24 protein-coding genes are annotated in these 22,168 nt (G+C 37.1%); 5 read left to right on the plus strand and 19 right to left on the minus strand.

What is annotated here, in order from left to right:
- Window positions 1-96: 96 nt before the first annotated feature.
- The 5 genes from hemW to gpr form a co-directional block, all read right to left on the minus strand.
- The gene (gene hemW / locus CKK03_RS07360; RefSeq protein ID WP_099361971.1) at window positions 97-1,233 is read right to left on the minus strand and encodes a radical SAM family heme chaperone HemW; all 1,137 of its coding nucleotides are present in this window, start codon (window positions 1,231-1,233) and stop codon (window positions 97-99) included.
- 204 nt (window positions 1,234-1,437) lie between these two features.
- Window positions 1,438-3,261: a translation elongation factor 4 gene (gene lepA / locus CKK03_RS07365; protein WP_099361972.1), complete on the minus strand. Its 1,824-nt coding sequence runs from the start codon at window positions 3,259-3,261 to the stop codon at window positions 1,438-1,440.
- A gap of 131 nt (window positions 3,262-3,392) precedes the next feature.
- The gene (locus CKK03_RS07370) at window positions 3,393-3,746 is read right to left on the minus strand and encodes a YqxA family protein (protein WP_099361973.1); all 354 of its coding nucleotides are present in this window, start codon (window positions 3,744-3,746) and stop codon (window positions 3,393-3,395) included.
- Window positions 3,747-3,767: 21 nt separating this feature from the next.
- A complete protein-coding gene (spoIIP, locus tag CKK03_RS07375; protein ID WP_099361974.1) occupies window positions 3,768-4,964 on the minus strand; it encodes a stage II sporulation protein P in 1,197 nt (398 codons plus the stop codon).
- 88 nt (window positions 4,965-5,052) lie between these two features.
- On the minus strand, window positions 5,053-6,180 hold the full coding sequence (gene gpr / locus CKK03_RS07380) for a GPR endopeptidase (RefSeq protein WP_099361975.1): 1,128 nt from the start codon (window positions 6,178-6,180) through the stop codon (window positions 5,053-5,055).
- A 260-nt stretch (window positions 6,181-6,440) separates the two neighbouring features.
- Between gpr and rpsT the strand changes: the two genes are divergently transcribed.
- Entirely contained in the window at window positions 6,441-6,707 is a 267-nt protein-coding gene (gene rpsT, locus CKK03_RS07385) for a 30S ribosomal protein S20 (RefSeq protein ID WP_099361976.1), read from the plus strand.
- A 44-nt stretch (window positions 6,708-6,751) separates the two neighbouring features.
- On the opposite strand, the gene holA is transcribed toward rpsT, so the two are convergent.
- On the minus strand, window positions 6,752-7,768 hold the full coding sequence (holA, locus tag CKK03_RS07390) for a DNA polymerase III subunit delta (RefSeq protein ID WP_099361977.1): 1,017 nt from the start codon (window positions 7,766-7,768) through the stop codon (window positions 6,752-6,754).
- Between the two features lie 427 nt (window positions 7,769-8,195).
- On the opposite strand from holA, the gene CKK03_RS07395 reads away from it, so the two are divergent.
- The gene (locus CKK03_RS07395; protein WP_099361978.1) at window positions 8,196-8,330 is read left to right on the plus strand and encodes a YqzM family protein; all 135 of its coding nucleotides are present in this window, start codon (window positions 8,196-8,198) and stop codon (window positions 8,328-8,330) included.
- A gap of 79 nt (window positions 8,331-8,409) precedes the next feature.
- On the opposite strand, the gene CKK03_RS07400 is transcribed toward CKK03_RS07395, so the two are convergent.
- The 3 genes from CKK03_RS07400 to CKK03_RS07410 all read right to left on the minus strand — a co-directional run bounded on the left by CKK03_RS07400 (window position 8,410) and on the right by CKK03_RS07410 (window position 11,975).
- Window positions 8,410-10,779 (minus strand): DNA internalization-related competence protein ComEC/Rec2, encoded by a 2,370-nt coding sequence (locus tag CKK03_RS07400; RefSeq protein WP_099361979.1) that lies wholly within the window; start codon window positions 10,777-10,779, stop codon window positions 8,410-8,412.
- The gene (locus CKK03_RS07405) at window positions 10,742-11,311 is read right to left on the minus strand and encodes a ComE operon protein 2 (RefSeq protein WP_099361980.1); all 570 of its coding nucleotides are present in this window, start codon (window positions 11,309-11,311) and stop codon (window positions 10,742-10,744) included. Before CKK03_RS07405 ends, CKK03_RS07400 begins: the two co-directional genes overlap by 38 nt.
- 61 nt (window positions 11,312-11,372) lie before the next feature.
- Complete coding sequence (locus CKK03_RS07410) at window positions 11,373-11,975, minus strand: helix-hairpin-helix domain-containing protein (RefSeq protein WP_099361981.1); 603 nt, start codon at window positions 11,973-11,975, stop codon at window positions 11,373-11,375.
- 103 nt (window positions 11,976-12,078) lie between these two features.
- Between CKK03_RS07410 and comER the strand changes: the two genes are divergently transcribed.
- A complete protein-coding gene (gene comER / locus CKK03_RS07415; protein WP_099361982.1) occupies window positions 12,079-12,912 on the plus strand; it encodes a late competence protein ComER in 834 nt (277 codons plus the stop codon).
- A gap of 79 nt (window positions 12,913-12,991) precedes the next feature.
- Here comER and CKK03_RS07420 read toward each other — a convergent pair whose 3' ends face one another.
- The 8 genes from CKK03_RS07420 to CKK03_RS07455 all read right to left on the minus strand — a co-directional run bounded on the left by CKK03_RS07420 (window position 12,992) and on the right by CKK03_RS07455 (window position 18,183).
- Window positions 12,992-13,735: a class I SAM-dependent DNA methyltransferase gene (locus CKK03_RS07420; RefSeq protein WP_099361983.1), complete on the minus strand. Its 744-nt coding sequence runs from the start codon at window positions 13,733-13,735 to the stop codon at window positions 12,992-12,994.
- Window positions 13,732-14,088, minus strand: coding sequence for a ribosome silencing factor (gene rsfS / locus CKK03_RS07425; RefSeq protein WP_099352196.1), 357 nt, complete (start codon window positions 14,086-14,088; stop codon window positions 13,732-13,734). The genes CKK03_RS07420 and rsfS overlap by 4 nt, the downstream gene beginning before the upstream one ends.
- Before the next feature lies 1 nt (window position 14,089).
- Window positions 14,090-14,662: a bis(5'-nucleosyl)-tetraphosphatase (symmetrical) YqeK gene (gene yqeK, locus CKK03_RS07430; RefSeq protein ID WP_099361984.1), complete on the minus strand. Its 573-nt coding sequence runs from the start codon at window positions 14,660-14,662 to the stop codon at window positions 14,090-14,092.
- Complete coding sequence (locus CKK03_RS07435) at window positions 14,652-15,221, minus strand: nicotinate-nucleotide adenylyltransferase (RefSeq protein WP_099361985.1); 570 nt, start codon at window positions 15,219-15,221, stop codon at window positions 14,652-14,654. The genes yqeK and CKK03_RS07435 overlap by 11 nt, the downstream gene beginning before the upstream one ends.
- A gap of 150 nt (window positions 15,222-15,371) precedes the next feature.
- Window positions 15,372-15,674, minus strand: a complete 303-nt coding sequence (gene yhbY, locus CKK03_RS07440; RefSeq protein WP_099361986.1) for a ribosome assembly RNA-binding protein YhbY — start codon at window positions 15,672-15,674, stop codon at window positions 15,372-15,374.
- Window positions 15,668-16,513 carry a shikimate dehydrogenase gene (gene aroE, locus CKK03_RS07445; RefSeq protein WP_099362274.1) on the minus strand — a complete coding sequence of 282 codons (846 nt, stop codon included), beginning with the start codon at window positions 16,511-16,513 and terminating at the stop codon, window positions 15,668-15,670. The genes yhbY and aroE overlap by 7 nt, the downstream gene beginning before the upstream one ends.
- 39 nt (window positions 16,514-16,552) lie before the next feature.
- Window positions 16,553-17,662, minus strand: a complete 1,110-nt coding sequence (gene yqeH / locus CKK03_RS07450; RefSeq protein WP_099361987.1) for a ribosome biogenesis GTPase YqeH — start codon at window positions 17,660-17,662, stop codon at window positions 16,553-16,555.
- 5 nt (window positions 17,663-17,667) lie between these two features.
- Window positions 17,668-18,183, minus strand: coding sequence for a YqeG family HAD IIIA-type phosphatase (locus CKK03_RS07455; protein ID WP_099361988.1), 516 nt, complete (start codon window positions 18,181-18,183; stop codon window positions 17,668-17,670).
- 406 nt (window positions 18,184-18,589) lie between these two features.
- Between CKK03_RS07455 and CKK03_RS07460 the strand changes: the two genes are divergently transcribed.
- Window positions 18,590-18,730, plus strand: a complete 141-nt coding sequence (locus CKK03_RS07460; protein WP_099352317.1) for a sporulation histidine kinase inhibitor Sda — start codon at window positions 18,590-18,592, stop codon at window positions 18,728-18,730.
- A 21-nt stretch (window positions 18,731-18,751) separates the two neighbouring features.
- Here the strand turns inward: CKK03_RS07460 and CKK03_RS07465 are convergent, their stop codons facing one another.
- Window positions 18,752-19,552 carry a phosphatidylserine decarboxylase gene (locus CKK03_RS07465; RefSeq protein ID WP_099361989.1) on the minus strand — a complete coding sequence of 267 codons (801 nt, stop codon included), beginning with the start codon at window positions 19,550-19,552 and terminating at the stop codon, window positions 18,752-18,754.
- A 142-nt stretch (window positions 19,553-19,694) separates the two neighbouring features.
- Between CKK03_RS07465 and pssA the strand changes: the two genes are divergently transcribed.
- Complete coding sequence (gene pssA, locus CKK03_RS07470; protein WP_099361990.1) at window positions 19,695-20,234, plus strand: CDP-diacylglycerol--serine O-phosphatidyltransferase; 540 nt, start codon at window positions 19,695-19,697, stop codon at window positions 20,232-20,234.
- A gap of 85 nt (window positions 20,235-20,319) precedes the next feature.
- On the opposite strand, the gene CKK03_RS07475 is transcribed toward pssA, so the two are convergent.
- Window positions 20,320-22,113: a M3 family oligoendopeptidase gene (locus CKK03_RS07475; protein ID WP_099361991.1), complete on the minus strand. Its 1,794-nt coding sequence runs from the start codon at window positions 22,111-22,113 to the stop codon at window positions 20,320-20,322.
- Window positions 22,114-22,168 lie beyond the last annotated feature (55 nt).

Here is a 22,168-nt window from a genome sequence, read left to right on the forward strand (position 1 = left end):
TCACCTCTGTTAGCACTCCTAATCTGCGAGTGCTAATTCTATAATTAAATTACCAAATACGCGTGCCATTGTCAACGATTTAAACTCCTTCTTTATCTATAGCAAAAACGCTTGAAAAACTTCATTTCCAAGAAATTTTCCGGCTTGTGTTAACCGAATATAATCATCTTTTTCTTCTAACAAACCTTTTTCTTTTTGTTCTTTAATTTGGTCTGCAAAAACATCAAAAATACTGATTGAAAATTTTTCCGAAAAATGTGAGAGCGAAACTCCTTTTGTTTTACGCAAACCTAAAAAAAGCTCTTCTTCCATTTTTTCTTGTTTTGTTACTTCATGCGTTTCGACATACGGAAAGCGATGTTCTTCTATAGCTTGCATATATTTTTTAATTGGACCGGCATTTGAAATCCTTCTTCCAGCCACATAACTATGGGCGCCTGCGCCAATTCCATAGTATTCTTCATTGTCCCAATACGTTAGATTATGGCGGCTTTCATAGCCATCCTTTGAGAAGTTACTAATTTCATATTGATGGAAACCATGCTTTTCCATTTCCGCCATTAAAATTTCATACATTCTTGCTTCATTTTCCTGACTTGGCAGATTCAGCTTCCCTTTTCTCATTAAATTATAGAACACTGTTTTTGGTTCAATAATGAGTGAGTATGCTGATACATGCTCTACATCGAGTGAAAAGGCTAAGTTAAGTGATTCTTGAAAACTTTCTATCGTTTGTTGGGGTAAAGCATACATTAAATCAATACTAATGTTTTTAAACCCAACATGTTTCGCCAAATCAATTGTGTGAAAAACATCTTCACGACGATGTGTTCTACCAATAGCTTTGAGGAGCTCATCATCGAAAGTTTGTACTCCAAAACTTATTCGATTGACACCTGAATCAAGCAATACTTTTAATTTATCCTCTGTAGGATCACCAGGGTTTGCTTCAAAGGTGAATTCGATTGTGTCGCTTTGGGGCTTTAAATATTGATTAATACTCGTTAGGAATGTCTCTAACTGGTTTGCGGAAAGAACGGTTGGCGTTCCTCCACCAACGAAGATGGATTTGAGAGTCGAAGGTGGATAAGCCTCGACTGTATTTCTCATTTCAGTATCCATGTATTGAAGATATTCATCAACGGGTTGTCCTTTTAGAAAAACTTTATTGAAATCACAATAGTGACAAATTTGTTCACAAAAGGGGATGTGAAGGTATGCTGCTTGTACCAAAAAATCACTTCTTTCTATAAGCGGATGTCGCGATTAGTAGAATAAAGAAAACCGCAGAAAAGTCTGCGGCCTCTTACTTTATATGTCTAGTTCCAGGCGCCATCGGCTCGAGGTCATAAGCCAATCGCTTCGGAAGGTAAAAGGCACCTTCTGTCAGCGCTTGTCTTATGCTTGTCACCGATAGGCGGGCGCCTTGCACTTTTCTTATTTATCATCCATTTTCAATACTGCCATGAATGCCTCTTGAGGTACTTCGACTGAGCCGACTTGCTTCATTCGTTTCTTACCTTCTTTTTGTTTTTCAAGAAGCTTACGTTTACGGGAAATGTCCCCACCGTAACATTTTGCTAATACATTTTTACGCATTGCCTTAATGGTTGAGCGAGCGATAATCTTTTGACCAACCGCGGCTTGAATAGGTACCTCAAAATGCTGTCTTGGAATTAATTCTTTCAGCTTTTCTACGATCACTTTTCCTCGATCATAAGCTGAATCCTTGTGGACGATGAATGACAGTGCGTCTACTTTTTCAGCATTTAATAAAATATCCATCTTCACAAGCTTTGAAGGCTTGTAACCTATTAATTCATAGTCAAATGACGCATAGCCTTTTGTGCTTGATTTTAATTGGTCAAAGAAATCATATACAATTTCTGCAAGTGGAATTTCATAGACAATACTTACACGTCTTTCATCAAGATACTGCATATCAATGAAGATACCTCGTTTGCCTTGGCATAACTCCATAACAGCACCGACATAATCATTTGGAACCATCATGGTTGCTTTTACGTAAGGCTCTTCAATTCTGTCAATTTTCTGTGGATCCGGCATTGATGCTGGGTTATCAATTCGTACGTCTGTACCATCCGTTAGAAACACATCGTAAATAACGCTTGGTGCAGTGGTAATTAAGTCGATTTTAAATTCTCTTTCAATTCTTTCTTGAATGATTTCCATATGCAATAGACCTAAAAATCCACATCGGAAACCAAAGCCTAGCGCCTGGGAAGTCTCTGGTTCGAACTGAAGGGCTGCATCATTTAATTCAAGTTTTTCTAACGCTTCACGTAAATCATTGTATTTAGCTGTATCGATTGGATATAAACCACAGTACACCATAGGATTTAAGCGTCTATATCCTGGTAGGGGCTCAGTAGCACCATTTTTCGCGTTAGTAATCGTATCACCTACACGAGTATCCCCGACATTTTTGATGGCTGCTGTTAAAAATCCAACGTCCCCAACAGTTAACTCTTCCTGAAGGGTTGCGCGAGGTGTAAATACGCCCGCTTCAATGACTTCAAACTCCTTACCTGTTGCCATCATTTTTATTTTATCACCAGGTCTGACTTTACCTTCTATGACACGAATGTACGCAACTACACCACGATACGGGTCATATAAAGAGTCAAAAATAAGAGCTTTTAGAGGTGCTTCAGGGTCACCCTGCGGTGCAGGGACTTTTTCAACAACCTGCTCTAATATCTCTTCAATTCCAATACCCGCTTTCGCAGAGGCTAAAACAGCTTCTGACGCATCAAGTCCGATAACATCTTCAACTTCTTGTCTAACGCGCTCTGGATCCGCACTTGGTAAGTCGATTTTATTAATTACCGGTAATATTTCTAAGTCATTGTCTAAAGCGAGGTACACATTTGCTAGTGTTTGTGCCTCAATCCCCTGTGCTGCGTCGACAACGAGTACTGCACCCTCACATGCTGCTAAACTCCGTGAAACTTCATATGTAAAGTCAACATGTCCTGGGGTGTCAATAAGATGGAATATATATTCCTCACCATCTTTTGCCTTATATTTTAATTGTACCGCGTTTAATTTAATCGTTATACCACGTTCTCTTTCTAGGTCCATGGAATCTAGCAATTGTTCTTTCATTTCACGATGGGTTAACGCATTTGTTTTTTCAAGAATGCGGTCGGCCAATGTTGATTTACCATGGTCTATATGAGCAATAATTGAAAAATTTCGAATTCTAGATTGCCTAATACGTCTCTCTTCTTGGTTCATTAAAAATCCTCCTGTATGGAACAACTACACTAGATTAGATTATACAGAACTATTTTGTCACATTCAATTACGAAAAAAAAACGACCATAAAACAAAGAGAGCTTGCTTTGTATTTCATAGCATGCTCTCCTCTAAACTTTATCAAGCAAATTTCCAATTCCATTTCCAATAGCAATCATGATTTTTTCAAAAATAGCACTGATTCCATTTCCTAGTTTTTCACCAATACTTGAAAAAAAGTTAAATGATTCAACATTTTCAAGTTGTTTCTGTTTTTCTTCTAGGTCATGGCTTGTGACCTTTCTGCCTAAGACAGATGCTTCAACTTCACCGTTATTGTCGGAAATATGAAAGGCGCCTTGAAGGGAGGGGTCATTATAGCCCCTCATTTTCTTCATCCCTTCATTCGCCTGCTGCATGCCAATCAATACGCCCAGAAGAAGTACGGTTACTATTAAAAAACATTTCATCATGAATTTAACCATTGGAATTACTCCCTTTATTGCCTATTCTTTATTCGTTTCATTCGCATTCACTTTCTCAGCTTGCCAGTAGTATTCTGCTAAGACATCGGCTACGGCCGCTGTTGTTCGGCGGAGTTCTTCGAAATTATTATCGACACCACCAAATTCAATTAACATGGCATTTCCAGATTTATCTTGGTTATATACTCCATTATTGCCAACTCCACCTTGTTTAAAAATACCTCGATTTAAACCTGGATATTTTTTTTCAAATATATCATGGAGCGAATTTGCAAGCTCAAGATTTTTAGCAATGTTTGGATTGTCTGATCCAACAATAAATGCTATTTTTGCATAGGACTTTCCGTTAATTGTCACTGTGGTTTTTTCTTTTCTATGTGCATCCCGGTGAATATCAATGAAGTAATTTAATTCCTTATTACTTGACATAGCGCTAGCCATAATCTCGCCAGAAGCTTTATATGATTGATACCAATTGTATCCTTTTCCTTTTATATACTGATCCATATTTGTCTTATCAATATCTGTACCAATTCCTCTTGCCTCTAATTCTTGCTGAAGCATTTCCCCTACTTTTGTTACATTCACTTCAGGATGTCTTGCATTATTCGCATTATTTGTATCCACGCCTTTTAAATGTGGGAAGTAGGCTTCTGATGAGTGGGTGTGATATATATAGGCAACTTTTTTTTCGCCGGTTGTCATCGTTGGTGGTGGCACAGGTTTAGCAGGCTTTTCTGCCTGTTCAACATTTTGGGTAGCGACTTTTCTTTCATCTAGTAAAACATCTAATGGTGGCGGAGACTCTATCGGCATATTCGTGTAATTGGTTCCTTCACCTGCTACAATGATCTTCCCGTCAAATATCGAGAACCCTGGGAGCTCCCTGCCTAAGAAGCTCCGTGGGTCATCTAATGTAAGGTTTGTCGCTGCTTTAAAAACAGCTCCTACATAGTCTGGTTTCGTAGTAGATTCAGGTAAGCCTTGAACGAAATAATGGTTTTCATACCCTAATAAATGAACAAGTGCTTCCCCTGAAAGATTTGTTGCAACATTACTTATAGACGAAGAACTTATTCTAAATTCTGGTTTAAGAGAGACAATTGCTCCCGTTATCGTAAACAATAAAATAAAGCTAAATATGAGGAATAGAATCCCTTTTACAACGCTGGTTCCTTGAATTGAGATCATCATTCCTTGAGATCGAAAGCCCTTCATATTCTACCTCCTCAATGGTTTGTCTATCATATTGATATGAGCAAACAAGAGTTAGTAGAACTGAAATGATAGAATCTATTCAATTTTATTAATGAGTATATGCACCTGAATTATCTTGGCCAATTTCACCATGTAATGCAGTATTAAGGCCACCCGCTATCACATTTGCCATGTCCTCAATGAAGACATCGACCTCTTTTGGGGTAACCATTAAGTTATGACCAAGAGGTGACAGTACTTCATGAATTAATTTTCTTTTTTCATCCTCTGGTAGAGTTCCGACGATCCCTAAGAAAGTATTTCTTTCTTGCTCACCAGGCAAGTCATCGTCTGTTAGTACTTTTTTCTCTCCAAAAGTCATACCTGCAGGAATGAGAGAACGTGAAGGCTTATCCCCTTCTTTAAGCTCTCTACCAAAATGCTTTAAAATAAAATCAAACGCATCGCTTGTAATTGAAACAGCGTCAACAACTGTTGGAATTCCAATTGCGATTACGGGAATACCCAAAGAATCCTTACTTAATTCTTTACGTTTGTTTCCAACCCCAGAACCCGGATGGATACCAGTGTCTGATATTTGAATCGTTGAATTCACCCGCTCAACCGAACGTGCTGCCAATGCGTCGATGGCAATAATAAAATCAGGCTTTGATTTTTCGATGACTCCGTAGATGATGTCACTTGTTTCGATTCCTGTTAATCCCATCACCCCTGGTGCAATCGCACTTACAGAGCGAAAGCCATCCTGCACATTTTCAGGCTGGAGCTCAAAGAGATGTCTTGTTATGACCAGGTTTTCAACTGCCAACGGCCCAAGCGCATCTGGTGTGACATTCCAATTTCCTAAACCAACGACTAGACAACTAGCATCTTTCCCAATATTTAGTTTTGATAAAAAATGATTAAATTCCTTTGCAAATACTTCTTGCACCTTTTGCTGAAGTTCTGAATCTTTTTGCCGTATCCCCTGAACTTCTAGTGTTAAATAATTACCTTTTTTCTTTCCGATTGCATTAGCGCCTTCCTCAGTAATTTCGACTGTGGAGATGGTAATTCCATCCTCTTGCCTCTCTTTTATGATGACACCGTCAATTTCTGATACGGGCTGTTGATCTTCTTTTAGTGTTTTATTTCGTTCCTCGACTGCCATTGCGCTTGCTTCTAGCGCTAAGTCAGTACGAACAGAGTATTTTGATAAGTCTAGTTGTTCTCCCATTCCAATGACCTCCAATTTTTACATAGTATCTATATCTTTACCTGTTAAAATGTGGTTCATGCAATTTTTATCAAGTAGGAAATAGATTGGTATTGCATTCTCACAGCCAATTTGATAGAATAACTTTTGTTGTAACATCAGAGTATCAATGAATGTATAAGAGATCATTAAGCGAAGAAAACTTTATAAGAGAAGGTTTTCGTTAAGTTTCGTAGATGATTGCGTGTTAGATCATCTTGATATTCGCAGGAGGTGAAAGTATGCCAAATATTAAATCAGCTATCAAACGTGTAAAAACAAGTGATGAAAGCCGTGCTCATAATGCAACTGTTAAGTCTGCAATGCGTACTGCTGTAAAAAACTTTGAAGCTTCAGTTGCTAACAATGACGTTGAAAACGCAAAAGCAGCTTATCTTACTGCTTCAAGCAAGCTTGACAAAGCGGCTCGTAAAGGTCTTATCCATAAAAATGTTGCTGACCGTCAAAAATCTCGTCTAGCGAAAAAACTTAACGAGGTTAACGCATAATAAATAAACGACTCGATTTGAGTCGTTTTTTTTTTGCGTTTATTTTACTTCCCTAACTTCATAATAAATAATTCCAAAATTAATTTCTTATCCTTTTTCCCATTTTTCATTTCATAGTCAGCTTCAGCTAGCTGGCTCAAAATCCCCAGTAATTCTTCCTGTGTAAATAAATTTGCTTGTCCACCCGCAAGCTTGACCCGGAACGGATGAACTTTAAGATTTCCAGCAATCTGTTGTTGTCCGTAGCCTTGTCTAGAAAGCTCCTTCACCTGAAAAATCAATCTAAACTGTGTAGCAAGCAAAGATAATATTTTGATGGGTTCTTCATTGTTTTGCAAAAGGTCATAAAATATTCTTAGTGCCTCATCGAGTTTCCTATTCACTACCTTATCAATCAACGAAAAGATATTTTGCTCCAAAGACCTGGGTACCAGCAATTTCACGGTTTCCTCAGTTATCTCTCCATTTCCCCCAAGATATAAACACATTTTATCGATTTCTTGGGTTATGTTCATAAGATTCGTCCCTGCCACATGTAACAGTTCCTGAATCGCAGAGGGTGAAATAGTAACCTGATGTTGGTTCGTTCTTTCAGTTATCCAGCTATGTAAATCCTTTTCAGATAATGTGTTAACAGTCAACACTTCAGCATTTTTCTTTAACTGTTTAACAATCTTCTTCCGCTCATCTAACTTTTCATACGGTGCCGTAATGACAAGAATCGTAAAAGGAGCAGGTTCATTTAAATATTGTTCAAGTACCGTTACATTATGTTCAACCTTTTCCTTACTCTTTTCAGCTGTTAAAAAGTGTGGATTTTGTAAAATAACCAGGCGTCTTTCTCCCATAAAAGGAAGGGTCTCAGCATCAGCCAATGCAATTTCAACGGGAGTCTCCTCTAAATCAAAAATAGATAGGTTAAAATCTTTTTCTTCCTCTTCAATGCTATATTTGATCAGTAACTCCTTTGTTTCCTGTATTAAAAAGGTTTCTGAACCATGTAATAAATAAACAGGGGCAAATTGCCTTTTCTTAATTTTTTTCCAAAGCTCTAAATTCATACATATTCCTCTCCACTGTAAGCCTTCAATTCTTATCTAATCGTATCGGTAAAACACAAATTTTTCAACCTCCATAAAAATTCAAAGGGAATTGGTTTTAGCCAATTCCCTATCTATAGAAACATTACCAAACAAGCCCCGGGTATCTTGTCGAGTAATGATTATTTGTAACCTGACGATTGCTGTGATGTTGTTCTTATGTACTATTAGGATTTACATTGTTTTTTTGAACTATTTGTGACAAGTGTTGTTAATAAAGGAAGAGTATCGGATAATAGGGGAAAAAGGGTGCTACCTTTTTTTGGCTTTGTTTTATTTACCTGAGGTTTCTAACTTTTGATTAGTAAAACAAAACCAACTTTTTAAAGGAATTATAGATTTTTTTGACTAGTTAGGCTATACTATAACTGTTTAGGAGGGGTTAGGCGTGAACGAATTTGAAAAGAATATAAAAAACACACGAAATGACGTTATCGATGCTGGAGTAGCTTTCGTTGCATCATTTGGCTTCTTCGCAATAATTTTCATTATCGCAACATTAATTAAAATTATCGGAGCTTAATTTCGACAGAATACATACTGTCAAAACCAAGACTGCCCATATATGGCAGTCTTTTTACGTTCCTTGCCTTTACTGTATCTTATGGAATTGTGGTTATAAAGGTTCCTGAATTTTTGAAAAAACGATATTGTATGGCTCCATTTGTGTCCGTTCTATATACCTTGATTTTTTCTTGTTTTAATCGATTAATCACATCTGGATGTGGATGATTAAAACGATTATTCACACCCACAGGGATTAGGGCAATTTTTGGATGAATGTGTTGAATAAAGCTCTCCGATGACGATGTCTTGCTTCCATGATGCCCCACCTTTAAAACATCAATCCTCATGTTTTTATATGTATTGATAAGCTCAAGCTCCACTTCTTTTTCGATATCACCTGTAAATAACCAACGTAGACCACCAAACCGTGTAAAAATTACGATTGAATTATCATTTTCCACCATTTCATCTCCTTTTGGGGCAAGGATATAAAATGTATTTCCTCCTTCCTGCCATTTTTGTCCACGTTCAACTAAATGGATGGGGATCCCTTCTTTAGTAGCTATTTTCTTCAACTCTATTTCTTGTTTGGCATCCTTCTTGTTTTTTCCTAAGACGATTTCATTAATCCTCACTTTTTCAATAATTTCCTTCGCACCACCGATATGATCTTGGTCACCGTGGGTAATGATTAGCTTATCTAAACTTCGTACTCCTTTTGATTTTAGGAATGGAATGATAATATTGGCAGTCGAGAATTCTTTCCTTCTTTCTCGCCATTGCTCTTGATCAAACTGAATGTTTCCACCAGTGTCAATGAGATACGTTCCTTTTCGGTACGGTAGCTCAATAAAAATACTATCGCCTTGCCCAACATCAAGCATGGTCATTTCACCATATGGATTTAGATAGGGCAATAGCATATGAAAAATTAAGACTACAATCGGAGCAAGAAGCGCACTTTGCATCAAGGATTTTCTCTTTTCCCAACAAATTAAAAAATATAGAATAGATGCACAATACAGGATCATTAAGACTAACCCAGGTTTACCTGGTGTCAATAAAGCGAAAGTGAATTGGGATACCCAAACTGTCACCTGATTTAGTATTTCGAGCATCCACGAAAGCATTGCAGCAAAGATTTGGCCAATCGGGGCGAATATGCTCAGCAAAAATACAGTGAGTAAGGCAAATGGTAAAATCACAACTGAATATAATGGGACATACAGCATATTAAGAGGTAAGCTCAATAACGAGAACTCATAAAAGTGGAAGAGCAGAACCGGCATTGAAGTAATTTGCGATAACAATGAAACGACAAATAAAGAAGCAATTGTAGTTGGATAGTATTTAAAAATGGCTCTTGAAGAAAGGATCAAGGATGCACTTACTAAAAAGGACAATTGAAAACCGATATTTACGATATAGTACGGATTAAACACCAGCATGGTCATGCAGGCAAAACTAATGACATCAAGGATACTGCCTTTTTTCCACCACATCATACTTGCTAATAAAAGCATACTCATTAAAACGGAGCGAATAACCGAGGGGGAGCCACCGGCAATTAAGATATATGCTGGTAGTAAACATAACAGTAAAATTGCGGTTATTTCACGTGTCATGCCGAAGCGTATACACAAAAAGTAAAACATCCCTGTCATGAGACTTACATGCAGTCCTGATATCGCCAATAAATGTATCAATCCTAATGATTGGTAGGAATTTTCTATTTCACTTGCGATATTTGTTCTTTCCCCATATATCAATGCCTGGATTATTCCTGCAGTTGAGCCATCAAAATAAGTATCAATATGACGGATTCCAGCATCTCTTATATTTAGAAGCAAATGATTTATCGTCCACTTTTCGTTTAAAAAACATTCTTCTGCCTTCATTTCATTCGCTTCAAAAATCCAATGGATTTTTTGTGTATACAAATATTGTTTATAGTTAAAGGAATTGGGATTCCGTGCTACTTGGGGTTCTTTTAAGCTTCCATTAAAGGTACAAACTAACCCTATACGAACAGAAGTGCTTAGTTGCTTTTTCTCGATTTCCGTTTCGATGTAATAAACTAACAGCAGTTTTTCATCCCTTAAAGTATTTACGATAACGGATAGCTTGTCACCATTAATAGATGGTGCTTCAACTATTTCCGCTTCAATCCTTTCTGTGGTAGGATTCAATTTTGTGTGATTGTTGGAGTCGATGATGGTAAAAATACACATAAAAGTAAATAGAGTAATAATACTGAGGATAAAGAGAGAGAAATGGTGGCGGATTATGATAAAACCTAATAAGAGTAGTGTGAGGATTATACTTAACCATGAAAAAGATGTATAGGGGACTAGTATTCCAAATATTGCAAAGGATGCAAGAAAAATAAGCTTTCCTTTTACATAGTCCCCATACTTATTTATCAAACTAACCGATATTTGAAAATAGCGCAGCAGTCTTCTCATGCAACTTCTCTATTTCTCTATCATCCGCACCTGACTCTGTTAATTTTTCTATTAAATCATTAACAAATGCTAATTTCTCTTTTGATTTTAAGTCAATCACCATTTCTTGAAGAGGAACCTTCTCAATTCTTACATTTGAATTCTCAAGTAATTCTATTGCATAAGGATGATTTTTATAATCTTCCGCATAATAGACAACCTTAATCCCTGCTTGAATAATTGCTTTTGTGCATTGGAGGCATGGAAAATGAGTAACATAGATTTCCGCATTTTCTGTAGGTACTCCAAACTTGGCACATTGCAGTAATGCATTAATTTCAGCGTGAACGGTTCTTATACAGTGATTTTCGACTACATAACACCCCTCATCTGAACAGTGTGTACCTCCAGACACAGAGCCATTATAGCCCCCTGCAATAATTCGCTTATCTCGTACAATTGTTGCCCCAACTGTTAGTCGAGTACATGTACTTCTTAATGCAAGTAAATGGCTTTGTGCCATAAAATATTGATCCCATTTGATTCGATTCAAAATTTCCCCCATCCCTTCAACAAAATCTTACAATTATTTTATCGGTTATTTGTACAAACCGTCAATTTAATTTGAGCTCGTCTTTTATTTTCTCAAAGGATTTTTCCCCAATTCCGCTAACTTCCATCAGGTCCTCAAGTTGTTTAAACGGTCCATTTTCTTCACGGAATGTAATAATCGCTGCCGCTTTAGATGGGCCAATTCCTGATAAGGTCTCAAAATCTGCCTGCGTTCCCTTATTTAAAGAAATCTTTCCATCGCTTTTTGAGGACAAATTGTTCTCCATTTCGAAATCCTCACCAATGCGTGGAACGTAAATAACCATTTCATCCTCCACTCGCTGTGCTAAATTCACTTGCTTAATGTTTGCATCTTCAGTAAATCCCCCCGCCATCTCTATAACGTCCTTAATCCTCATCCCATCATCGGCCTCAAATACATCCTCATTATGTACCGCACCCTTGATATCAACAAGAATTACCTTAATCTCTTCCTTTGCAACGGGCTCTTCATCAACGTTTGGTTCAAGAAGCAAATCCTCTTCTACCTCGTACGGTTCTGCTCTAGTTCCATGTCCAAAAATATTATAGAAGATAATAAAGATAATTAGACAAATTCCACAACTCATAAAAATTAACTTAATCTTTTTTTCTCTAAGATTCATGATTTGGTCTCCTTTGTTTTTTATTCTTTTAGAAAAATCATTCATAATTTCTTACGGGAATACATATTGTGTTAGGAGAATAGTCTGTAAAGGAGGGACGAACTTGAATATAGGGTTTATTGGTACAGGAAATATGGGGAAAATTTTAATAGAGTCCTTTGTAGAATCTCTTGCTGTTCCGCCTTCGAAATTAACGATAACAAATCGTACGATTGAAAAAGCAATAGCCATTAAGAACTCCTTGCCAGATATCACCGTTGTAGCGACAAATGAAGACGTTGTAAAAGGCTCTGATTTAATTTTCATTTGTGTAAAACCTTTGGAAATTCACCCCCTTTTACACCAATTATCTCCTTGCCTAACGAGTAGTAAATGTATCGTTTCAATTACGAGTCCGATTTCTGTTGAACAGCTCGAATCAATTGTGAATTGTCAGGTCGCACGTATTATTCCAAGTATTACAAATCGCGCACTAACAGGCGTATCCTTATTTACTTTTGGAAGCAGCATTAGCAGTAGATTTAAGGATTATTTAGAATTTCTTTTTGAGCAAATTTCTGCTCCGGTTCACATAAATAACGACATTACAAGAGTCGCTTCTGATATTGTAAGCTGTGGCCCTGCGTTTTTTACTTATCTTGTGAGAAAGTTTATAAATGCAGCAGTGAAGGAAACGAAAATCACAGAGGAACAAGCAACACTATTAGCTAGTGAAATGATTGTCGGAATGGGGAAATTGCTCGAAAAGGAAATTTATACGTTACCTACTCTCCAGGAAAAAGTATGTGTAAAAGGTGGTGTAACTGGGGAAGGTATTAAGGCAATGGAAGAAAATATCGGCGAGTTATTTGAAGAACTATTTAGGAGTACCCATCGAAAATTTGATGAGGACATTTGCGAAGTGAATAAACAATTTAACGAGACTCCATCTCGATAAATATATCATGTTCCTTCCTAAATAGGAATACTCATTTTTTCTCGACAAAATAAAACGAGGGCAGACATCGTCTGACCCTCTATTTTTTTGCAGTAAATAATATCCGTTCAGAAGTCTCCTGAACTTGATTATTAAAATCAGCAAGCACATCAATGACTTTAAAACCAATTTCCTCAAGCCAATTTTGAAACGTTTGAATCGGAAAGGTTCGCTGTTCATGAAATTCGTCAAATCTCGTATAATCATCATTATGTTCATTTTTCACAAAAAACGATAATTCATGTTCTACACTGTGAGGATGTTCTCCCTCAAAACAATTCCAAATAAAACTAACCTCTTCATCACTGCTCACAAATGGCCCATCCATAAAAATGGAGTCCATTTTATAAACGGAATGAACATCAAACAATAAAAGTCCATCGTGTTTCAAAAGCTTGAATACATTTTGAAAGGTTTTCTGCACATCTTCTTCTGTACGTAGATAGTTAAGGGAATCACAGAAAATGACAATCACATCAAATGGGTCTAACCCCGAGATTTCCACCATATCCTGTTGGTAAAACTCAACCCTCACTCCAGCTTCCATGGCTTTGTTATTCGCGACTGCCAGCATATCCTCAGAGAGATCTACCCCAACAACCTCATAGCCCTCTTTTGCAAGTCGAATAGCAATTTCACCTGTTCCGCATCCTATATCAAGAACACGCAGGGGATGTATTTTATTATCATGTGTAACTCTCTCTTTAAAGAACGAAATCCATTGCTCATAATCCACATCACGCATTAGTTCATCGTAGATATAGGCAAATTCTCCATAGCTCATAAACTTAGCACGTCTTCTACTGTTTCAGTAGGCGCATCTCCCCAAAGACGTTCTAAATTATAGTAGGTACGCTCGTCTTTATGAAATACGTGAGCAATGACATCTCCTAGATCAACAAGTACCCATCTTGCTTCATCAAAGCCCTCTAGGCGTTTAATTTGAATACCATTTTCATCCGCTTTGTCTTTAATTTCACGTGCAATTGCTTGTACTTGTTTTTCAGAATTTCCGTGGCAGATTAAAAAATAATCGGCAACAAGGGATAACCCCTTCATATTTAATGCGACAATATTTTCAGCGCGCTTATCGTCAGCGGCTTGAACTGCAAATGTTAAGATGTCTCTTTCATTCACCCTAGGATTCCCCCTTTTTATTTAAGATTAATGCATTGTATGTTTGCAACGTATCTGGATAAATTGCTTGATTTTTTTTTGCCAAAAACATGATGGTGTTTCTTAATGAGTAGATGAGGGCTGTGTCTAAATCCTGTTTTGCGACTTCTCTAACTTCGTCTACACCTGTAAAATGTCTACCTGGCTCTATGTAATCTGCGACAAAAATTACCTTCTCAAGCAGAGTCATTCTTTCACGTCCAGATGTATGGAAACGGATTGCATCAAGGATTTCTTCATCCTGAATCCCTACCTCTATTTTAACAAGGTAGGCTCCAACTGGCGCATGCCAAAGTTCTGTATTATGAATTAATAAATCCGTTGGCATATGTTGGTCGATGATGACCTGCTTCATCTCTTCCTTTGATCTAAATTTCGCATAGTCATGGAATATGGCAGCCATTTCGGCCTTTTTCACATCAGCATCATAACGTTTGGCCAGTTCAATGGCTGTCTCCATAACACCAAGTGTATGCTGATAACGGTGCTCCGTTAATTGTTCTTTAACAAGCTCTAGGGCCCTATCACGTTCCATATAAATGCTTCTCCTCTATATAGTTTCGTACTTTTTCAGGAACTAAATACATTGTATTTCTATTTTCCCTCAGCCTCTTTCTTATCATTGAAGAAGAGATATCTAATTGAGGAACATCAACTTCTATGATTGGATATTGAGTCGGAAAGGAATATCCCGGTCTTTTCACCCCAACAAACGTAATCATATCCATGAGTTCATCAATTTTATGCCAATGTGGCAAATATTCGACCATGTCCCCACCAATGATAAAATAAAACTTTGTATTACGATATTGTTTACGTAACAATAGAATTGTGTCGTATGTATATGAGGGGCCTTCTCTATCCAGTTCAATTGGCTGTAACTTGAACTTTGGTTGGCCTGAAATAGCTAAAGAGAGCATTTCAACCCGCTCCCCATCGGTCACATAACTTTTCCGTTCTTTGTGTGGAGGTATACGATTGGGCATAAACCAAACCTCTGAAAGATTTAGCTGTGTTAATACCTCTGAAGCAATGAATAAATGACCAATATGTGGCGGATCAAATGTACCACCTATGATTCCGATATGGTTCATTTTTTCCCTCCTAGTCGGCCGAAAATGACCCATCAAATTTCTGCGTTGGCTTGCTTCTCCGTTCCTCACGGATTAACTGCATACCCTCCGGTACTCAAAGCTGCGCCGCCTTGAAATTTTCGGTCCTTTTCAACCTCCTTATTTGGATGCTTACTTGTTAGCCTTTGGTAGCTCCAATTGCTTGTTTTCTTTAGACTCTTTGTACAGCACAATGGTATTACCAATGATTTGAACCAATTCAGCTTTTGCACCTTTGCTCAACTCTTGCGCTACCGTATCGCGGTCATCCTCGCAGTTTTGAAGGACACTTACCTTTAATAGTTCACGAGCTTCTAGCGCATCGCTGATTTGTTTAACCATGTTGTCATTTACCCCACCTTTTCCAACCTGAAAGATTGGATCTAAATGATGGGCTTTGGATCGCAAAAATCGTTTTTGTTTACCTGTTAGCATGTTTTTCCTCCTAATAGCTTTGTAACTAGTTTTTCCATTCTAACCGTATCTGGAAATATTCCTGTCCATTTTTCGAATGCTAAAGCACCCTGATTAACAAACATTCCAATCCCATTTTGCGTAATTGCACCACGCTTTGCAGCTTCACGCAAGAGCTTAGTTTCAAATGGATTATAAATGATATCACTTACGATTGTTTTTGGAGCCAAATTCTCCAGTCTAAGCGGCGTGTCACCCACCTTGGGATGCATACCAACTGAAGTTGTATTGATAATGACTTTATATTTACCTAGATTACTCTCTGCATCCGCAAAAACAAGTGCATGCGAGTGAACCTCGAATTTGCAATCATCAATAATGGCTTTTGCTCGGTCAACCGTACGATTTACAATATCAATTCTTTGCACACCCATTGCTGCTAATGAGATAAATATGCCTCTAGCTGCACCACCGGCTCCGATTATCAATACATCCGAAGAACGCAATTCCTCATTACTGATGACACGATTTAATGAACGGATAAATCCATTTCCGTCCGTGTTATAGCCAACTAATTTCCCATTTTCATTTACAATCGTATTCACTGCACCGATATTCTTAGTAACCTCTTCAATTTCATCTAAATAGTCGATTACCTCTACTTTATGTGGAATTGTAACATTAATTCCTGATACCCCGAGTGCCCTTATTCCTTCAATTGCAGCTTTCACCTGGTCTTGTTCCACATGAAAAGCATGGTATCTGGCATTAAGATTATAATGTTCAAAAATATCATTGTGCATCATCGGTGACATCGAATGTGAAATGGGACTTCCAATTACCCCATATACCTTTTCCATTTCCTCACCCATTACCATTCATTTTACTACTATCTTTTTTTAGATTAATGATTTTCTTATCATAACCCCAACGCCCTTTGGAACATGAGCTACTACCTTCGTATGTGGTTCATTAATCGTTACCCAACCCAATCCAGAGAAAACAATATCTGTTTTCGCTTCTTTGATCATGAATTCATGGGCAACCAGTGGTGGAAAATCATCTAGTTCATTTTTGCCAGGAGGCTGCAAGATCTCACCCAGATGTTTTTCATATAGTTCAGCGGCATTTTCAAGTTTTGTACGATGGATATTTAGCAAATTTGAGAAATGACAAACGAAAGACTGTCTGCCACCACTTACAAAATCAAACCTTGCTAAACCACCAAAAAACAAGGTTTGTCCTTCATTTAACTGAAAGACTTTCGGTTTAATTTCTTTCTTAGGTGTAATAACTTTTAAGTCTTGTTTTGATACAAAGTGTGCCATTTGATGGTGATTGATTATTCCTGGAGTATCAAATAAGGAATGCTCCTCATCAAGAGGAATATCAATAATATCTAATGTTGTACCTGGGAAGTGAGAAGTAGTGATGATGTCCTCTTTCTCTCCACTAAATTCCTTAATCAGACGATTGATGAATGTAGACTTTCCGACATTCGTACACCCTACTACATATACATCTTTTCCTGAGCGATAATGCTCAATTGCTTCAGCTACCTCCTTGATGCCTGTACCTTTTTCTGCACTGATTGAAAAGACATCAACCGGTTTTAAGCCAAGATCTCGAGATGATTCTTTCATCCAATTTACTAGTTTTTTTGGTTTCACCGATTTCGGTAGCAAATCCACTTTATTACCGACTAATAGTATATTATTGTTCCCCACAAATCTGTGAAGACCTGGTAACCAGCTGCCGTTAAAGTCGAATATATCAACAATTTTTACGATTAATGCATTGGTAGAGCCGATCCCATGTAGGATTTTTAAAAAGTCATCATCCGTTAAAGAAACATCTTGCACTTCATTATAATGCTTTAATTTAAAGCATCGTTGGCATATGACTTTATCCTTTTCTAATGCAGATGCTGGTGCATATCCTAATTTTGTTTCGTCAGCTGTTTGGATTTCTACTCCACAGCCAATACAGCTAATTTTTTCTTGTTCCACTCTATTTAATCCTCCCAATAAAGCATTCCACGACGCTTCATCCAAGTTAATATTCTTCTTTCAACTAGGCGGTTAAATTTTGTAAAAAAACCGTCTGTTTGGGCAACTGGAACAACTAGAATCGTATGCAAGCCACTCCGGTTCCCACCGAAGACATCTGTTAGAAGTTGATCACCGATTACAACAACTTCATCCTTTTGTAGACCCATTTCCTTTACTGCGCGCTTAAAAGCACGTACCAAAGGTTTTCTCGCCTCAAAAATAAATGGAATTCCTAGCGGATCTGCAAATTCTTTTACTCGTTTTTCATTATTATTTGAGACAATTGTTACGGTAATATCTTGCTCCTTAATCTCCTTAAACCATTCAACAAGTTCTGGAGTTGCACTTGGGCGATCCCATTCTACCAAAGTATTATCTAAATCTGTAATGACACCTTTGATGCCTAGTTCTTTTAATTTGCTTGGTGAAACCTCAAAAACTGATTTCACATGTTCATTTGGTAAAAAAACATTTAACAATTTGTTTACACCTCTCTCGGACTACCCTTTTTATACCCATCCTATCATAACGAATTAATATGATTTCCACAAAGCAAAAAGATGACAAAATGCATGATAATATTTCATATTTTATACAAAAAATAAAAAGTTTTCGACAAAAGTCAGTAAATTTCAACACCTGTGGATAATCTTATGCACATTTCACACAGCGATATACATAGATTTCCAAATTTTATAAACAAAATACCCACAGGTTATCCACCAATTCCTGTGGATAACAGAACGGTTGTTCTATTATTTTTTTCGTGATAGAGTTAATTTAACAACAAAGAATAACATAATAGTATATGCAACATGAGATACATTAGAACATAATACACGTAAATAATTTAGGAGGTGAATGGCCAACTATTGGCAGTATGATATGAAAAAATTATCAGATGACTTGTTAGTTGAATCTTATTTTAAAGCAATAAAATTAAAGCTAAGTCCTGATTTTATTCACCTTATTGAAACTGAAATAATGCGCAGATCATTGGGACATAAAATTAGAAATATATCATAATTCATTTATTTAAAGAGCCATTTAGTGGCTCTTTTTTTCTTTATCATTCATGACCCCTAAAACTTCACCTACTTTAATATCTGTCGAGGCATTCATTTCAGGGCTAAGCATAAAACTGTCTTTTTCAAATAACAATATGACGGTTGAGCCAAATGAAAAGTACGCAATTTCTTTCCCTTTTTCCACAGTATCACTTGTATATGTAGTTTCTATACTATTTACAAACATTGCACCAACCTTTATCATCGCAACATATGAATCATTGCCCTTTATTTCTGTGATTTTTCTAAAGTTCTTGGATAAAGGGTCTCTACCATATTTTAACCCTAGTCGATTAACTGGATACGATTTCCGACCTAATTCCCATTGCTTCGTTACGACTCCAGAAATTGGACTGTGAATTCGATGATAGTGGCTTGGGCTTAAATAAAGAATAAGGAAGGTACCACCTATGTATTTTGAAAGCGACTCTTCATCACCGAGCATTTCCGCAACCTGGTAGTGCTTACCCTTTACAATCATTTCTTTTGAAGCGGTAATAATCCCCGTTTCTTCAATGACAGCATCAACAGGACTAATCACCGTATTTTCGGTTTGGTCGATTTGCCTACTTTCTTTTCTAAGCCGTCTTATAAAAAGGTCATGTAAGGTTGAGAACTCAGTCAAGTTTTTTTCCATTTCTGCTTGGTTAATCTTGTATATTTTCGCATAACTCGGAATAAGTATAGCACTAACTCTTGATTGTGAAAATTTTTTTAAAATCGCCGATGAAAAACGATGATTTGTTAATTCTATAAAAAAGCGATAAAGCCATTTTTGCAAACCCAATTCCTCCTAGGATATAACAATTCTCTTTACAAAAGCAAAATAGAACGAATAAAATAAGATTAATAAAGTGATACTATACTATTTTATTGATTTTTGGTCCTTTTTACAAAGACTTTTCCAAGAAAGGAGTGATGAGATGTTTTTATTAGAATATTTAGATTCAACTTTTAAAAAGCTTAAAGCACACACAGCTAATATTCTTACTTTAATTAACTTAAGCCTAGGTGGTTTTTCAATATTATTTATTCTTAAAAACGAATTAAACTTAGGATTATTGTTGATCTTTTTAGCTGCTCTTGCTGATCGATTTGATGGAATGGTAGCAAGAAAGTTTCAAATTGAATCAGAGCTCGGAAAACAGCTTGACTCGATGTGTGATATTATTTCATTTGGAGTCGCACCTGCACTTTTATTATACCAAGGAATTATTCATGAATTCGGAGCACCAGGAATGTTTTTCACCGTTTTTTATATCGGATGCGGAGCATTTCGTTTAGCAAAATTTAATATTAGCGACAATAAAGGCTTCTTCGTTGGCTTACCAATTACAGCTGCAGGCTGTCTTTTGACATTAAGCTTCTTAGCAATCCCTTATGTTTCTCCTCAATTTTTTATTTACCTCATGATTATTCTGTCCTTCCTGATGGTTGGTTCATTTAAATTAAGGAAAGTTTAATTCAAATTCAAAAACACCTATCCACTTTTAACAGCAGATAGGTGTTTTTTACTTGTCTAGCTCCAGATACCTTTGCTTTTCTTTATTACTTTGTTAGTTCTAAAAATTCCTCAACATCTTTTATCGAAAGTTTTACTGCCTTTTCCCAGAAGTCACGCTTTGTTAAATCAACACCTAAATGTTTTGCAGCAAGATCTTCTACTTTCATGCTTGCTGTATCCTTTAACAGTGCAATGTACTTCTCTTCATAATCTGTTCCCTCTTCTAATGCTTTCGCGTAAATACCTAAAGAGAATAAATAACCAAATGTATATGGGAAGTTATAAAAAGGGACTCCCGTTATATAGAAATGCATTTTTGACGCCCAGAATTGTGGATGGTATTCCTCTAATGCTCCACAGTATGCTTCCTTCTGCGCTTCAAGCATAAGTTCATTAAGACGTTCTGTGCTTACAATTCCCTGTTTGCGCTCCTCATAGAATCTTGTTTCAAATAGGAAACGAGCATGGATATTCATATAAAATGCAACACTTCTTTGAATTTTATCCTCTAGAAGTGCAAGCTTTTCGTCTTCTGATTTTGCATTTTTTACAGAAGCATCAGCGACAATCATTTCTGCGAACGTGGATGCAGTTTCTGCCACATTCATTGCATAACTACGGTTTAACGTGTGAACCCCTGCCATTGCATGCTGATGGAATGCATGGCCAAGCTCATGAGCAAGCGTTGATACATTAGATGGTGTTCCCGAGAACGTCATAAAGATTCTTGACTGATTGCTTTCAGGGAAGCTTGTGCAGAATCCGCCTGGACGCTTACCAGGACGATCTTCAGCCTCAATCCAACTATCTTCAAATGCTTTTTGGGTAAATTCAGTAAGCTCAGTACCAAACTTACTAAATTGTTCTAAAATAAATTCCGCACCTTCTTGATAGGAAACCTTTGTTTCAGATTGTCCAACAGGTGCATCCAGGTCATACCAACTAAGTTTATTTAGACCTAATACCTTTGCTTTACGGTTCAAATACTCAACAAATGGAGCCTTGGATTCCGTAATGACAGACCACATGGTTTCAAGCGTTTCTTTAGACATTCTGTTTATATCCAGCGGTTCTTGGAGCACATTGTCCCAACCACGTGCTTTATATACATTTAAACGGAACCCGCCAAGATGATTCAGCGACTCACCAATATAATCTGAATGTTCAGCCCAAGCTTTTTCCCATTGCTCAAACATTGTCTTGCGAACATTACGGTCAGAGCTAGAAAATTTGTTGAATGCTTGTCCAACAGAAAGCTGTTTTTCTTCCCCATTTTCCTCAAATGGAACTTTGATGTTTCCAACTACCATATTATAAAGCTGTCCCCATGCATGATAGCCATCAACCCCTAAAGCATTAATAAGGTTTTCTTGCTCGAGAGTTAGCTTTTCTTTTGCTCTCGTTCTTCTTTCCTCTAATACATACGATAGCTCATTTAATGGCTCCTCTGATAAAAGATTATTCCAAACAGACTCCTCTATTGCAACCAGCTTTTGATCGAAAGCAGTAAGAACGGATTGAAGTTGTGCACTTAACTGTGTTGTTTTTCCTTGTAAAAGAGTAGCACCACGATCTGTTGTATCCTGGGCTGTCAAACAGCTAACAAAGGCACCTGCTTGACGAAGCTTTTTGAAAGATGATTGGAATGCATTTAGTATGTTTAACAATTCGTCTTTATCTTTCTCATTTGTTGGTACTTGAAAAGCATCAACTAAAGCATTGAATTCTGAAAGTTCATTATGTAGCGCTTCCAAGAAGGAGTGAAATGCAGGTGAACTGCTACCTCCTTCGAAAAATACATCTAAATCCCATTTTTGTTCATATGTACTCGTGCTCAAAATTATTTCCCCCTTCTAATTATTTAGTCTCCCTAAATAATTTATATGATTCATT

It is taken from the genome of Fredinandcohnia onubensis, assembly GCF_002734215.1.
GTDB lineage: Bacteria > Bacillota > Bacilli > Bacillales > Bacillaceae_L > Ferdinandcohnia > Ferdinandcohnia onubensis.